General features: G+C 40.7%; 11 protein-coding genes. 7 read left to right on the top strand and 4 right to left on the bottom strand.

The window, feature by feature from the left end; translation table 11 throughout:
* Positions 1–10: 10 nt before the first annotated feature.
* The 7 genes from pcaG (at position 11) to ACZ5QH_RS06565 (ending at position 9,169) form a co-directional block, all read left to right on the top strand.
* A complete protein-coding gene (pcaG, locus tag ACZ5QH_RS06535) occupies positions 11–640 on the top strand; it encodes a protocatechuate 3,4-dioxygenase subunit alpha (protein WP_034617756.1) in 630 nt (209 codons plus the stop codon).
* A 220-nt stretch (positions 641–860) separates the two neighbouring features.
* Positions 861–1,700: a type I 3-dehydroquinate dehydratase gene (aroD, locus tag ACZ5QH_RS06540; RefSeq protein ID WP_303578042.1), complete on the top strand. Its 840-nt coding sequence runs from the start codon at positions 861–863 to the stop codon at positions 1,698–1,700.
* Between the two features lie 20 nt (positions 1,701–1,720).
* Complete coding sequence (locus ACZ5QH_RS06545) at positions 1,721–3,181, top strand: right-handed parallel beta-helix repeat-containing protein (protein ID WP_390883223.1); 1,461 nt, start codon at positions 1,721–1,723, stop codon at positions 3,179–3,181.
* A gap of 19 nt (positions 3,182–3,200) precedes the next feature.
* On the top strand, positions 3,201–4,526 hold the full coding sequence (locus tag ACZ5QH_RS06550; protein ID WP_244015407.1) for a carbohydrate porin: 1,326 nt from the start codon (positions 3,201–3,203) through the stop codon (positions 4,524–4,526).
* Positions 4,527–4,542: 16 nt separating this feature from the next.
* Positions 4,543–6,966 (top strand): glucose/quinate/shikimate family membrane-bound PQQ-dependent dehydrogenase, encoded by a 2,424-nt coding sequence (locus tag ACZ5QH_RS06555; protein ID WP_303578043.1) that lies wholly within the window; start codon positions 4,543–4,545, stop codon positions 6,964–6,966.
* 734 nt (positions 6,967–7,700) lie between these two features.
* Positions 7,701–8,336 carry a type IV toxin-antitoxin system AbiEi family antitoxin domain-containing protein gene (locus ACZ5QH_RS06560; protein WP_303578044.1) on the top strand — a complete coding sequence of 212 codons (636 nt, stop codon included), beginning with the start codon at positions 7,701–7,703 and terminating at the stop codon, positions 8,334–8,336.
* Positions 8,333–9,169, top strand: a complete 837-nt coding sequence (locus ACZ5QH_RS06565) for a nucleotidyl transferase AbiEii/AbiGii toxin family protein (protein WP_216070005.1) — start codon at positions 8,333–8,335, stop codon at positions 9,167–9,169. Before ACZ5QH_RS06560 ends, ACZ5QH_RS06565 begins: the two co-directional genes overlap by 4 nt.
* A gap of 1,095 nt (positions 9,170–10,264) precedes the next feature.
* Here the strand turns inward: ACZ5QH_RS06565 and cueR are convergent.
* The 4 genes from cueR to ACZ5QH_RS06585 all read right to left on the bottom strand — a co-directional run bounded on the left by cueR (position 10,265) and on the right by ACZ5QH_RS06585 (position 15,029).
* Entirely contained in the window at positions 10,265–10,729 is a 465-nt protein-coding gene (cueR, locus tag ACZ5QH_RS06570) for a Cu(I)-responsive transcriptional regulator (RefSeq protein WP_004722127.1), read from the bottom strand.
* A 21-nt stretch (positions 10,730–10,750) separates the two neighbouring features.
* Positions 10,751–13,234 (bottom strand): heavy metal translocating P-type ATPase, encoded by a 2,484-nt coding sequence (locus tag ACZ5QH_RS06575; protein WP_303578045.1) that lies wholly within the window; start codon positions 13,232–13,234, stop codon positions 10,751–10,753.
* Positions 13,235–13,638: 404 nt separating this feature from the next.
* Positions 13,639–14,520, bottom strand: a complete 882-nt coding sequence (locus tag ACZ5QH_RS06580; RefSeq protein ID WP_303578049.1) for a copper resistance D family protein — start codon at positions 14,518–14,520, stop codon at positions 13,639–13,641.
* Positions 14,521–14,657: 137 nt separating this feature from the next.
* Positions 14,658–15,029, bottom strand: a complete 372-nt coding sequence (locus ACZ5QH_RS06585; protein WP_034618205.1) for a copper resistance CopC family protein — start codon at positions 15,027–15,029, stop codon at positions 14,658–14,660.
* Positions 15,030–15,077 lie beyond the last annotated feature (48 nt).

Here is a 15,077-nt window from a genome sequence, read left to right on the forward strand (position 1 = left end):
AACTCAGACAATGAATGCATGGAATTTTCAGGAAATTAAGGAAACCCCATCACAAACAGGTGGTCCTTATGTGCATATCGGTTTATTGCCACAACAAGCCAATATTGAAGTATTTGAACATAGCTTCGATAACCAGTTGGTGAAACAACACACTCAAGGTCAACGCATCCGTATTGAAGGTCAAGTGTTTGATGGACTGGGTTTACCATTAAGAGATGTATTGCTGGAAATCTGGCAAGCCGATGCCAATGGGGTTTATCCAAGTCAGGCCGATACCCAAGGCAAAACTGCTGATGCTCATTTTCAGGGTTGGGGGCGTACAGGCGCAAATTTTGAAACAGGTTTTTGGAGTTTTGACACCATTAAACCAGGGGCTGTAGCAGGGCGTAAAGGTTCAACTCAAGCACCACATATTGCAGTCGCACTCTTTGCTCGTGGAATTAACATTGGTTTGCATACCCGTATTTATTTTGACGATGAAGTTGAAGCAAATGCCAATGACCCTGTACTCAATAGTATTGAGTGGGCAGTCCGCCGCCAAACCCTGATTGCTAAACGCAGTGAAGTCGACGGTGAAATCGTGTATCGCTTTGATATTCGCATTCAAGGTGAAGACGAAACCGTGTTTTTTGATATTTAACAATCCTCAAGATCTCTCTTTTTGAAAGGGAGGTCTTGCTTTGGAATCATCTCAGTCTTGAGATTCGCGATACTCCTCCCTTTTTAAAAGCTAAGGAACGATTGAGGTTCCACAAGGGAGGGATGAGGAGAGATTAAGATCGACGAAAAGCACTTAAATGAAATCGCAATTAAGCGAAAACGCAATCAACACAGCAATAATCTATTAAGGAAAATAGAAAATGAAACTACAAAAACTTGCAGCATTGACGCTTGCGCTTAGCTCCATATTTACCTTTCAAATGACACAGGCAGAATCTGTTTCACCAAGCCCAGTTGAACTTGCAGAACTGGCAAAACTCCCAGTAAAGACCATCGTCCCAATTACAGCAAAAACCAAAGAACAAGCCTTAGCACAGGCAAAAATCATTGCCAATAATCCAGATGCGGATTTGGCTGAGTTCCGCATAGATCTGCTCAACTTTGCCAGTGACACTAAGCAAGTGATTGCTTTAGGACATGAGCTTAAACAGATTTTAGGTTCTAAACCGGTGATTGCCACTATTCGTACGCATAAAGAAGGCGGGCAACTGACCATCAGCGATGCGGATTATGGCAAAACTTATCAAGCCTATTTACGCCAACCCTTTATGGACATGCTGGATGTGGAAATGTTCCGAGATCCGCAAGTGGTGAAAAACACCGTTAAATTGGCACATGAACAAAAAGTATTGATTGTGATGTCCAATCACGATTTTAAAAAGACCCCTGATGAAGCAGAAATCGTTCAACGCTTGCTTAAACAAGATCAGCTTGGTGCAGATATTCTTAAAATCGCAGTGATGCCACAAAGTAAACAAGATGTATTTACTTTGATGAATGCCACTTTAAAAGTCAGCCAGCAATCTAAAAAACCATTGCTCACCATGTCGATGGGCAAACTCGGCACGATTTCTCGAATTGCCACAGCCAATATGGGCGGCAGCTTTAGTTTTGGCATGATCGGTGAGGCTTCTGCGCCCGGTCAAATTGATGTGACCCAACTCAAACAGTTATTAAAAACCGTTCAACCTACACCATAAATTAAAAGGAATTTTTAGACATGAAAATGATTTCATTACGTTTAACGACATTGGCACTTGGCCTAGCGATTTCTGGTTTGGCAATGGCGGAAAGCTATGTGGTAGACCGTTATCAAGATGATCATGAAAAAGGTTCATTACGTTGGGCGATTGAGCAAGCCAACAGTAAGCCAAGTGAAGCCAGTGAGATTTTGATTCAAGCGGTTGGGCAAGCGCCTTATGCCATTAAGGTCAACAGCCCACTGCCAGAAATTAAAGCACCAGTAAAAATCATCGGTACACAGTGGGCAAAAACCGGTGAGTTTATCGCGATTGATGGCTCAAATTATATTAAAGGTACAGGGGTTGAAGCTTGCCCAGGTGCGGTTGAAGGGCAGTTCGGAACCAATGTTCGTACCACAACTTTGCCGGGAATTGTATTACGTGACATCAACGGCGTCAGCATTCAAGGGCTAGAGATCCGTCGTTTTTGTATTGGAATCTTGATGAATCGCGCCAGCAATAACCTGATCCAAAATAACCGTATTATGCACAACTATGGTGGTGCAGGGGTAATGTTGACAGGGGATGATGGTAAAGGTAATCCAACTGCGACCACCACCAATAATAATAAAGTGCTGAATAACTATTTCCAAGACAATGGTGATGGACTTGAGCTAACTCGTGGTGCTGCATTTAACTTGGTTGCCAATAATCACTTTATTTCCACTGCTGCAAACCCAGAGCCATCACAAGGCATTGAAATTTTATGGGGCAATGACAATGCGGTGATTGGTAACAAGTTTGAAAACTATTCAGATGGCTTACAGATCAACTGGGGCAAACGCAATTATATTGCCTATAACGAACTCACCAATAACTCCAACGGCTTTAACCTCACCGGTGATGGCAATATTTTTGACAGCAATAAAGTCCATGGCAATCGAGTCGGTATTGCGATTCGTTCAGAAAAAGACGCCAATGCGCATATCACATTAACCAAAAATCAAATTTGGAATAATGGCAAAGACATTAAGCGCTGTGAAGCGGGTGGAAGCTGTGTACCAAATCAACGATTAGGCGCAATTATTTTTGATATTCCGGGATTAGAACATGCGCACTTTGTTGGTTCACGTGGTCATGGCGTAAAAATTGATCCAGCAAATTTACAAAAGACCTGCCAGCAACCCAATGAACAAGGCTGTAATCCACAACCAAATCAAAATATTCAAGCACCTAAATTGACCTTAGCAAAAGGTCAAATTGCGGTAGAAGTAAAAGGACAACCAAATCAACGTTATCAAGTTGAATTTTTTGGCAACTCACAAGCAAGCGCAAATGAAGCCGAGTTTTATTTAGGCTCAAGTACTGTTGCAACCAATGCCCAAGGCACAGCAAGCGTGACTTGGAAACCGACAATGAAAGTTGCATCAATCACAGCCAATATCACAGATCGTCTAGGCGCAACATCTGAACTTAGCTCAGCGGTAAAACTGAAATAACAAATAATAAGGAAGTAATATGAGTTTAAATGGATTATCGATCAAACTGAGCTGTTTAGCCGTTGCGCTGTGTATGGCTCAGAGTAGTTTTGCTGAGCAAGCTTGGTCACAAGATCGTCAATGGTTATTGGGCGATTGGAATGGACAACGCCAACAACTGGAAAAAGACGGCTATAAATTTACGGCCTCTATTATGAGCCAAGCTGCAACCAATTTAGACGGTGGCTATCACGACAACAACAGCTTTGAAAATGCAGCGCAATTGGCGTTGGGTGCAAACTTTGATTTAAATAAAATCGCGGGCTGGAAAGACACCACAGCCAATATCTTAATCACCAAACGTGATGGTAATGCTTTAACTTTAGAAAGCATTAAAGACCCGCGTTCTGGTGCTTTAGGCAATTCACAAGAAATTTATGGACGAGGCAAAATCTGGCGCCTGACCCAAGCATGGGTCAAAAAAGGCTTTGCTGACAATACAGTCCAATTCAAGATTGGCCGTATGGGCATGTCGGATGACTTTAATGGTTCACAATGTGAGTTTCAAAACCTATTACTTTGTGGTGGACAACTGGGCAAATCCATTGGTTCGATTTGGTACAACTTACCCGTAGGTTTATGGGGAACCAATGTGAAGTACCAATTTGCACCTGAGTGGACACTCGGTGTCGGTGTTTATGAAGTCAATCCTGACAACATTAAAACTGGCAAAAATGATGGTTTTAACTTGGATATGCGCAATGTTAAAGGTGCCACCATTCCAGTAGAACTGGCATGGCGTCCAAAACTAGCAGCATTTGATGGTTTAGCAGGCGAGTATAAAGTCGGTGCGCTGTACTCGACAGCTGAAGCCAATGATATTGCGATCGCAGGAAAGGTACATGATAGCAAACATAGTTTTTGGCTTAATGCACAACAACAACTGAGCCAAAAAGGGCAGGACCCTAAACGTGGTTTGTTCGTGAGCTTTAATGCAGTTGTCAATGATAAAGCCACCACGGCAGTACAAAGTACCCAACAACTTGCACTCTGGTACAAAGGACCTTTTGACAGTCGCCCTAATGATTCAATCGGATTTGGGCTTGCAAATTATATGGTCAATGATCGTTATAAAGATCGTCAGATTGCCACCAATAACAGCCGTGGTTATGACCAGTACGATAGGTTTGCAACAGATTATGTGCCTGTGCAACGTGATGAGCTCAATGTTGAATTGAACTATACCTATCAATGGTCACCTGCAATCATGCTACGACCAAACCTACAATATATCCATCAGCCTGCGGGTGTAAAAGAAGTGGATGATGCATGGGTTGCTGGTTTAAGCATGCGTGTGAATTTCTAATTTAGGAGTATGACGTATGACTGAATCTACAAGGACACATACCGTATTAAAAATATGGTGTTTTATCTTAGGTTTGGCTTTGCTTGTAACAGGAGCATTCTTTACTGTAGGCGGAGTTAAGTTGGCGACACTGGGAGGATCATGGTATTTCGTGATTTCTGGTGTAATCACATTGGCATCAGCAATTTTTATCTTTAAGAAAAAAGCACTCGGTGTCTGGCTGTTTAGTTTGGTGTTTGTGGGTACCATCATCTGGTCATTGCTGGATGCAGGCTGGGAATTTTGGCCTTTATTTTCAAGACTGATGTTTCCAGCAGGTTTATTCGCTGCATTGATGTTTACTTTACCCGCGATTCGTCGTTACCAGTTTCAACCGAGTGCGAGTTTGCCAGCTTTTGGCTTAGGTGCACTCACGGTTTTAGGCATGCTGATTGGGCTTTATCAAATGTTTCAACCACATCCAACGGTTGCAGCAACAGGTCAGGCATTGCCATTGGTTCCTGTTCAAGCGGACATGAAACAAAGCAATTGGCAGAATTATGGTCAGGATGCAGGCGGCAGTCGCTTTGCTGCACTTGATCAAATTACTCGTGATAATGTCCATCAACTCAAAGAAGCATGGCGTTTTCGTACAGGTGATTTCACCACGGGTTCAGGTAATGGTGCAGAAGATCAAATGACCCCTTTACAGGTGGGCAACAAGATTTTCTTATGTACACCACATAACAATATTTTTGCTTTAGAGGCTGACTCAGGTAAACAGCTTTGGAAAGCCGAAGTAAACTCTAAATCGGATGCATGGGAACGTTGTCGTGGTGTGGCTTACTTCGATTCAACCCAAGCACTAACCCAACCGACTTTGGCTGGTGCAACCCCTGTTCAAGCTGTCGCTAATAATACCGCTTGTCTACGCCGTGTTTATACCAACACACCAGATGGTCGTTTAATTGCGGTCAATGCTGATACCGGTGAACGTTGTAAAGATTTTGGTATTGATGGAACGGTTGATTTACTCAAAGGTTTGGGTGAAGGAACCACCGCGCCACGTTTTGAAGTGACCTCTGCACCAACTATTGCGGGCACAGTGATTGTGGTGGGTAGTCGTATTGCAGATAACCTTGCCGCAGATATGCCGGGTGGGGTGATTCGTGCTTATGATGTGATCACAGGTCAATTGCGCTGGGCATTTGATCCACGTAATCCTGATCCAAACCATGTGTTAAAAGAAGGTGAAACCTATAAACGCAGTTCTGCAAACTCTTGGGCAGCAATGTCGTATGACCCAAAAATGAACACAGTATTTTTACCAATGGGTAGCTCATCTGTGGATGTTTGGGGAGGCAACCGTCAACCTTTGGATCATAAATACAATTCATCCGTATTGGCTTTAGATGCAACCACAGGTAAAGAAAAATGGGTCTATCAAACTGTTCATAATGACCTATGGGATTTTGATTTACCGATGCAACCAAGTTTGGTCGATTTCCCAATGCAAGAGGGTAAGAGTCAACCTGCTGTGGTGATTGGAACCAAATCTGGGCAATTCTTTGTACTGGATCGCTTAACAGGTAAGCCATTAACCAAAGTGATTGAACAGCCCGTGAAAGCTGCGGATATCCCAGGTGAACAATATAGCCCAACTCAACCACGTTCAGTTGAAATGCCACAAATTGGTAATCAAACTTTGACTGAATCGGATATGTGGGGCGCAACACCGTTTGACCAGCTGATGTGTCGTATCGGCTTTAAATCTATGCGTTATGAAGGCTTATATACTGCACCGGGTAAAGATAAATCTTTAAGTTTCCCAGGCTCTTTGGGTGGCATGAACTGGGGCAGTATTGCCTTTGATCCAAGCCATCAATATATGTTTGTCAACGACATGCGTTTAGGTTTATGGATTCAGTTGATCGAACAAACACCTGAAGATTTGGCAATTCAGGCAAATGGTGGTGAAAAGGTCAATACAGGTATGGGCGCTGTACCGATGAAAGGTACACCGTATAAAGTCAATAAAGATCGCTTCTGGTCGAAGTTGAATATCCCATGTCAAAAACCGCCTTATGGCACCATGACAGCCATTGATATGAAAACGCGTCAGATCGCTTGGCAAGTGCCGATGGGAACAGTGGAAGACACTGGACCGATGGGCATCAAAATGGGATTAAAAGCACCGATTGGTATGCCAACCATTGGTGGACCAATGGCAACACAAGGTGGCTTAGTCTTCTTTGCAGCAACGCAAGATTACTACTTACGTGCCTTGGATTCATCTTCAGGTAAAGAGTTGTGGAAATCACGCTTACCTGTCGGTAGCCAAGGAACGCCAATCAGCTATGTTTCACCTAAAACAGGTCAGCAATATGTGATGGTGACTGCGGGCGGTGCTCGACAATCTCCTGATCATGGTGACTATGTGATTGCCTATAGTCTGAAATAAGCTTTGAAGTAAGCTAAAGCTGTTTAAAAAACTAAACTGCAATCGTTAATCATTGCAGTTTTTTTTATGGGTTTAAAATTGAATTGGCTGACTGATAATACAAATCAACTGAGCGGAAATTAACCACTCTTTATCATTGAATCCTACACGGTGTAGCTATCGTATGGCGACATGGATGTTGACATTGGGCGATGGAATTAAGTGAAACACAATTAGTTTGAGTAATGGAAAACTCCCTCCTTTGAAAAGGTGAGAAGTATTAACTTCGCAAGGAGGGGGGATAAAGCAATCCTAAACGGATCAAAATTTCCGCTTTTTACATCATTAAATCTTACATGGTGTAGCTACCGCATGGCGACAAGGATGTCGCCGTTTGGCGGGGGTATAAGGATGTACCCCTCGCCAAGCAGAAGATTTTTGTTACTTTTGATCTTTCAAAAGTCAGGCATCGCCTACACAAATTAAATTTAAACTTTTCACTGTAAGATGTGGCTGTGCAAGCTTTTTATAATCAAACAATTTATTTTTCCATGCAATTGATTTAATTAAAAATATTAATTAAGAAAAATTACATTATTGTATCTTAGCTTTTTGACAGGTTGACTATAGTTTGAAATAAGTCAGGTAATGTTAATGTAAAAAACTAAACTGCAATCGTTAAGCAATTACAGTTTTTAGTTGTCTTGTAAAAAATGATGATATAATCTGATTTAATTGGATTATATGTACATTTTATGCAAGATCTTAAATTAAGCGAATTTAAAAATATTCCCATTCATCACGGTACTCTACTATCGTTCCTGAAAGAATATCAGAACCCGAATGATAAAATTTCAAGATGGATAAAAGCAGGGACATTAATTCCATTACAGCGAGGTTTGTATTTGGTGGGAGATTTATGGCGCAATAGCACTCCCTGTTTGCCACTTATTGCAAATCATTTATATGGCCCTTCATGTGTATCTCTAGACTATGCTTTGTCATGGCATGGAATTATCCCAGAAAAAGTAGTAGAAATAACATCGGTTACAACTAAACGTTCACTATCAATTGAAAACGCCTTGGGAAGATTTTCTTACCATACGATAGCTCAGTCCGTTTACCCTATTGGTATCCAGTCACAGCCTTTTGAGCATGGTTATTTTTTATTGGCAAGCCCTGAAAAAGCACTCTGCGATAAACTTCTAACCACTCGTAATTTACGGATGACCAGCCAGCAGTCGATGCAGATTTTTTTAGAGGAAGATTTACGTATAGATATGGATATGTTGGTTGATTTCGATTTTACGATCATTGATGCTTATATAGGAGCTGGGATAAAAACCCACTTATTTAAGGTGCTAAAAGGGCTGTTACAGGAAATAGCATGAATATTATTGAGCAAATGTTAAATCGATATGATTTAAAGCCTAATCAAGACAATGAACATGTATTACGTGAAATTATGCAGGAAATAGCCTTGGCTGGATTACAGCGAGCAGGTTTTTTTAATAAAGCCGCATTTTATGGTGGCACCTGCCTTCGAATATTCTATAACTTACCAAGATTCTCAGAAGATTTAGATTTTTCTTTGCTAGAGGAAGATGAAACATTTAGCCTTGAGCCTTATTTTAACAGTATCAAACAAGAGTTCACTGCGCTGGGGTTTGATGTTGAAATCAGCCAGCGTAACAAAACCAATCAAACAGCCATAGTTTCTGCATTTCTCAAAAAGAACACCAGTATTTATGATATTAAAGTGGCTGGGCATAGAACATTAAAAATAAAATTTGAGGTGGATACCAACCCTCCAATGTTATTTCATACAGAAGAAAAACTCCTATTACAGCCTTTTTCTTTCTACACTAAGTGTTTCACACTTGAAGATCTATATGCAGGGAAAATGCATGCTTTATTGTTTAGAAAATGGAAAAATCGTGTCAAGGGGCGGGATTGGTTCGATTTTGAATGGTATGTGCGTCAAAATGCTAAACTTAATCTTGAACACTTTAGCGAACGTGCAAGACAAAGTGGTGATTGGAATAAAGATAATTTGAGCCAGCAAGATTTTTTAGACTTATTGCTTAAACGAATAGATTCAGTTGATTTCGGGCAGGCTAAACAAGATGTAGCGCCATTTATTCGTGATCTAAACGTATTAGATATCTGGTCAAATCATTACTTTAAAGAGCTTGCAAGACAAATGAAATTTGTATCAACCTAAGTGTGAAAATACATCAAATGTAGTTAAGAAATATAAAGCGCAATTCATAAAATACTGATCTGATCATATAGAAGCATTTTTTTATACCCATCAGCACCGCTTTATTTATAACGCAAGGTTTGGCATTCCCCTACGAAAAGTAAGGTATGGTCTACGCAAATATATTTAAACTTTTCACTGTAAGATGTGGCAGTGCTAACCCAACATTCAATATAAAAGCCCCTCATCCTAGCCTCTCCCAGCGGGAGAAGGAACTTCCAATATCAATATAATTTACGCTTTAAGATCATTTTTTGATTTATGTAAGATCTAGAACTTACATAAAATAATTAAAACTTCTCAATTTAAGTTAAAGCTGTGCAAGTACCTTTTCATCATTGAATCCTACACGGTGTTGCTACCGCATGGCGACAAGGATGTCGCCGTTTGGCGGGGGTATAAGGATGTACCCCTCGCCATACGAAAGATTTTTGTTACTTTTGATCTTTCAAAAGTAAGGTATCGCCTACGCAAGTTAAATTAAACCTTTCACTGTAAGATGGGGCGGTGCTAACTCAAAATTCAATATAAAAGCCCCTCATCCTAGCCTTCTCCCAGCGGGAGAAGGAACTTCCAATATCAATATAATTTACGCTTTAAGATCTTTTTTTGATTTATGTAAGATCTAGAACTTACATAAAATAATTAAAACTTCTCAATTTAAGTTAAAGCTGTGCAAGTACCTTTTCGTCATTGAATTCTACACGGTGTTTCTACCGCATGGCGACAAGGATGTCGCCGTTTGGCGGGGGTATAAGGATGTACCCCTCGCCAGACGAAAGATTTTTGTTACTTTTGATCTTTCAAAAGTAAGGCATTGCCTGCACAAATTACTCAAAACTTTTCACTGTAATATGAGGCAGTGCAAGTCTCTTTTCATCTGAGCAAAACAAAGCATTGCTTTGTTTTTAGAACAAGAATGTGGTAGAGCAAGAGGTTTGCATCGCCTACGCAAATGAATTAAAACTATTCACTGTAAGATGGGGTAGTGTAAGCCCCTTTTCTTTAAAAAAGGTGAAGAAGCATTACTTCACAAGCGGGAGAGGATTTTAAATCCTATTTAGCTTTTTGCTGTGCAAGTGGTGAAACAGAGAGAGAATCATTTTGATGGTAGCTTTCTTGAAGTTCAATATCTTGCTTCTGCAATCCCTCAAGAATCGGACAATTCGGTCGATGATCACCAGCACAACAATTGATGAGATTTTGCAAAGTATTGGTCATCTTCTGCAATTCAGTAATACGGATTTCCAATTTTTCGATATGCGAGAGCGCGAGTTGCTTTACATCGGCACTGTGTCGATTTTTATTGTTCCATAAATCCAGAAGATCTGCGATTTCTGCAACCGAAAAGCCGAGCGATCTTGAGCTTCGAATAAACTTGAGCCGTTCAGCATCTTGATCGGAATAAGAACGATAGCCTGCATTACTTCGACCCACGGCTGGAATCAGACCAATTTGCTCATAATAACGAATCATTTTGGCAGAGATTCCAACAGTTTGAGACAGTTTTCCAATATTCATGGTGATTCTCTCTACAAGCTTCTACTCGAAAGTAGAAGCGGGTTGAAAACGACGTAACCGTAAGGCATTGGCCAAGACGAATACACTAGATAAAGCCATTGCACCTGCTGCAAAGATTGGCGAAAGCAGGATGCCATAAGCAGGATAGAGTAACCCAGCGGCAACTGGAATCAGCATGGTATTGTATGCAAATGCCCAGAACAAATTCTGATGAATATTGCCGATAGTGGCTTTAGATAAAGCAATGGCATTGGCAACACCTTGCAAGTTACCTGACATCAATACAACATCTGCCGACTCAATTGCAACATCCGTACCTGTACCAATGGCAAGACCGACATCAGCTTCAGCCAAAGCAGGTGCATCGTTGATCCCATCACCGACAAATGCAATATTGCCATATTTTGCTTTAAGGCTTTGTACCGCTTTGACTTTTCCTTCAGGGAGAACTTCCGCAATCACTTCGTCAATACCGAGCTGGCGAGCAATCGCTTGTGCTGTACGGGCATTGTCACCTGTTACCATCGCAACTTTAAGACCGAGTTGATGTAAGGCTTTAATGGCGCTTGGCGTGGTTGATTTAATTGGATCTGCGACTGCAATTATCCCTGCCAACTTGCCCTGAATTGCCACATAAAGCGGTGATTTACCTTCATCACCTAAACGTTGCGCCGCACTTGCAAAAGGTGAAATATCAATATTGAGCTGGAGCATATAGCGATCTGCACCAATATGAATCTCTCCATTTTCATCGATATCTGCATAGACGCCCATACCTGTCACAGAATCAAATTGATTCACTTTGGGTAAGGTCAGGTTTTCTTTGATTGCTGCATCTACGATGGCTTTGGCAATCGGATGCTCAGAACGGGATTCAACTGCTGCAACCATACTCAAAACATGATCACGCTGAAAAAATTCAGTGACTTCAAAATCTGTCAGTACAGGATGACCTTCGGTTAATGTCCCTGTTTTATCTACAGCAACAACGTTGGCATCTTTTAGTAGTTGTAATGCTTCACCTTTACGGAATAATACCCCAAGTTCAGCACCACGTCCTGTGCCCACCATAATTGAGGTTGGCGTTGCTAAACCCATCGCACAAGGGCAGGCAATAATCAGCACAGCAACAGCATTGACCAAAGCGAAAGTTAAAGCAGGGGAAGGGCCGAAAATCAACCAGATCAAGAACGTCAGTACAGCCGCAGCCATCACAGCAGGTACAAACCATAAAGTGATTTTATCAACCACAGCTTGAATCGGCATTTTCGCGCCTTGTGCTTGCTCAACCAAACGAATGATTTGCGCAAGCATGGTTTCGCCACCTACAGCAACAGCTTTAAAGCTTAAGGTGCCATTTTGGTTGATGGTACCACCGACGACATCGCTGTCTACTTTTTTCTCGACAGGGATGGGTTCACCGGTAATCATCGATTCATCAACAAAGCTTTTGCCTTCAATGACTTTTCCATCTACAGGAACTCGTTCACCTGGTTTGACAATGATAAAGTCACCCACCACAACTTGGTCGATTGGAATATCGACGATTTGATTATCACGAGAAACATGGGCCACTTTGGCTTGCAGACTGACTAAACGCTGAATGGCTTCAGAAGTACGTCCCTTGGCTTTTGCTTCAAGAAAACGACCGAGTAAAATTAAAGCGACAATAACAGCAGCGGCTTCATAGTAAACATTGACTGTTCCAGCGGGTAAGATGCTGGGCATAAATGTTGCGACGATGGAAAATAGATAAGCCGCCAAGGTACCTACAGCAACCAGCGAGTTCATATCTGGCGCTAAACGCAATAAAGCGGGTAAGCCGTGGATATAGAATCTTCGACCCGGAATCACCAAAACCAGTGTGGTCAGAATAAACTGTAAATACCAGCTATTTTGTATACCGATGGTCTGAGCGATCAGGTGGTGCATACCCGGAATAAGGTGCGAACCCATTTCTAAAATAAAAACAGGTAACGCAAAAATAGTGGCAAGTATAAGGTCTCGTTTTAGCTCAGCGCGTTCTTGATCTTTTTTTTCGAGGTGTTCTGCTTGATCTGGAATAGCGCTTTGAATTTGTTTGGCATCATAGCCAGCCTTGTCTATTGCTGCGATTAAAGCCGCGACATTGGCTGTACCTGTAATTGTTGCGCGTTCAGTTGCAAGATTTACATTTGCCTCTTTAACACCGGGAACGGCTTTTAGTGCTTTTTCAACACGGCTGACACATGAGGCGCAAGTCATTCCATCAATTGATAATTCTGTGGTTTCGTCAACGACATCATATCCAGCATGTTCAATCGCATTGATCAGTGCTTGGCGATCAATGCTGATATTCGATGTAATGTCAGCACGTTCAGTGGCTAAATTCACAGATGCTTGGGTGACACCATCGGCTTTTTTAAGTGCTGTTTCTATTCGACTGACACAACTTGCACAACTCATACCCTTGATTTGAAAACTACTTTTCAAATCAGAAACACGATCATGTGATCTATTTTCCATAAGTCATACCTATAAGTCTTATTCCATGATCTAAATCCTAAACTTTGACATAATGGTAAGGTCAAGTAAAACAATTCAAGTTTTTATAACAGCTTGTTGTAGATAGAAATTTAGTTTATGAACATAGACCAATAAAATATTTTTTGACTTATGGTTTACGGATCTCCTTTATTTTTAATCCTAGTTCATTATTATTTATAGATTAGGCTTCTTTTATCAATCATTTTAAAGCATCAATCAACATAAAAGCGGCCTCATCCTAGCCTTCTCCCGGAGGGAGAAGGGACTTTCAATACCCATATCATTCATTCAACGTGATCATTTTTTATCAGGGCAAGAACGATGCATTGTTTTGTTTATAGTGCAAGATAATGCTCTCAATTCAATGATTTATATCCGTATTTTTAATCAATCCCAACCACTGTGGTGATGTAGCTGGTGGTGAGTAGAATCAATAAACCCAAATACATTTCAAATAAAATGGCACAACTTAAATATTGTGCAAATAAGGGTTCTTCAAGTCGTGGAGTAAGAAACCATTTATTGAAAGCAGCAAGTAATAAAATACTGCCCACAAATGCCAGTTTAAGAACAAAACCATGACCATACGAGGTATAGATCAAAGTATTTAAATCTTTAAATAATAACAGTGCAATCGTGATACCACAGAGGATTAAGATTCCGACAACAAAGGCTGCAATTCGCCCAAATGCCTCCATGAGTTTTCTTAATGACCGACCACTGATTTTATGGCTCATTTTCCATAAAGGATAAAGTGAGCCCATCCATAACGACATGAAAAAAACATGAATGCTGAGTAGAATTTGAGCAAAAAATGCTAAGTTGGTGACATGCCCGATTTGGGAATAGCTATAAAGAATCGGAATAAGCAATACCGCAAATAGTATTTTTTCAAAAGTGGCAATATGGGTGGTTTTTTTGCCCAATTTGATGGTTAAAAGCAGAAAAATTAAGGCAAAACTGATGATTCTGACAATGTGTATTTGCCCAGTGTCTGTATTTAAAAGAATATTGAGATAGGTTTGATCAAAAATACCGGAAAGCCCCGCGTTGGCAAAGCTACCTACTAAAATAAAAAAGCCTAAAGTGCTTCCAACCAGACCTAATGTCGCACCTAAGTGCATATACTTGAGTAGTGTTACTTTTATGCTGGTATAACGCCAAAGTAAAAAATAACAAAAAGCACCGCCAATCATAAAAGCAGTACTGAGATATAAGGTAATTTTTGTTAGCCAAGTTGACCAGATCCAGAATTCGAACATTATTTTTTTCCTTTATTCGAGTCTGTTGACAATTCGTCTCAGTTTGCGACAACTCAGACCATTGATGAAATGCCAACACACCCTAACAACAGTGCAGTCGCTTGCAGAATGTTGTTTATCAATCTTCAATTTCTTTGGTTTTATTTAATTGTGAAGCTATATTCATTGTTCATGTTATGCCCATCTTTGCCCATTGTTGTCCAAACAACAAAATATTTGCCTTTTTTAAGTGCGGGAACAGGAACATTAAATATTTTTTTTAGATCATGATTCACTTTATAGTTAAGTGGAATATTGGTTCTTTGTGCATCCAGTACCTTAATATTCATTAACATGACTTCTCCACTAAAATTAAGCACTAAACTTTTCGGCGCAGTGGTAATGGATGCATTCATTGCAGGGGTACTGCTGGTTAAATCAACATGAGCCATAGCATTGGTCGCGCTAATGAGTATCACTGTACCCAATAAGGCATTACGTAGTTTGGTCATGTTATTTTGCGAGGATTTCATTGAATGTTCCTTTTACTGGTGTGTTTAGACCTTGATTATTAAAGAGGG

Source organism: Acinetobacter sp. Ac8, assembly GCF_055392545.1.

What these genes read in the sequence shown, in the direction of transcription:
- ACZ5QH_RS06555 (WP_303578043.1), top strand. Translation starts at nt 4,543, where the DNA reads ATGACTGAATCTACAAGGACACATACCGTATTAAAAATATGGTGTTTT.
- cueR (WP_004722127.1), bottom strand. Translation starts at nt 10,729, where the DNA reads ATGAATATTGGAAAACTGTCTCAAACTGTTGGAATCTCTGCCAAAATG.
- ACZ5QH_RS06560 (WP_303578044.1), top strand. Translation starts at nt 7,701, where the DNA reads ATGCAAGATCTTAAATTAAGCGAATTTAAAAATATTCCCATTCATCAC.
- ACZ5QH_RS06575 (WP_303578045.1), bottom strand. Translation starts at nt 13,234, where the DNA reads ATGGAAAATAGATCACATGATCGTGTTTCTGATTTGAAAAGTAGTTTT.
- ACZ5QH_RS06585 (WP_034618205.1), bottom strand. Translation starts at nt 15,029, where the DNA reads ATGAAATCCTCGCAAAATAACATGACCAAACTACGTAATGCCTTATTG.
- pcaG (WP_034617756.1), top strand. Translation starts at nt 11, where the DNA reads ATGAATGCATGGAATTTTCAGGAAATTAAGGAAACCCCATCACAAACA.
- aroD (WP_303578042.1), top strand. Translation starts at nt 861, where the DNA reads ATGAAACTACAAAAACTTGCAGCATTGACGCTTGCGCTTAGCTCCATA.
- ACZ5QH_RS06565 (WP_216070005.1), top strand. Translation starts at nt 8,333, where the DNA reads ATGAATATTATTGAGCAAATGTTAAATCGATATGATTTAAAGCCTAAT.
- ACZ5QH_RS06545 (WP_390883223.1), top strand. Translation starts at nt 1,721, where the DNA reads ATGAAAATGATTTCATTACGTTTAACGACATTGGCACTTGGCCTAGCG.
- ACZ5QH_RS06550 (WP_244015407.1), top strand. Translation starts at nt 3,201, where the DNA reads ATGAGTTTAAATGGATTATCGATCAAACTGAGCTGTTTAGCCGTTGCG.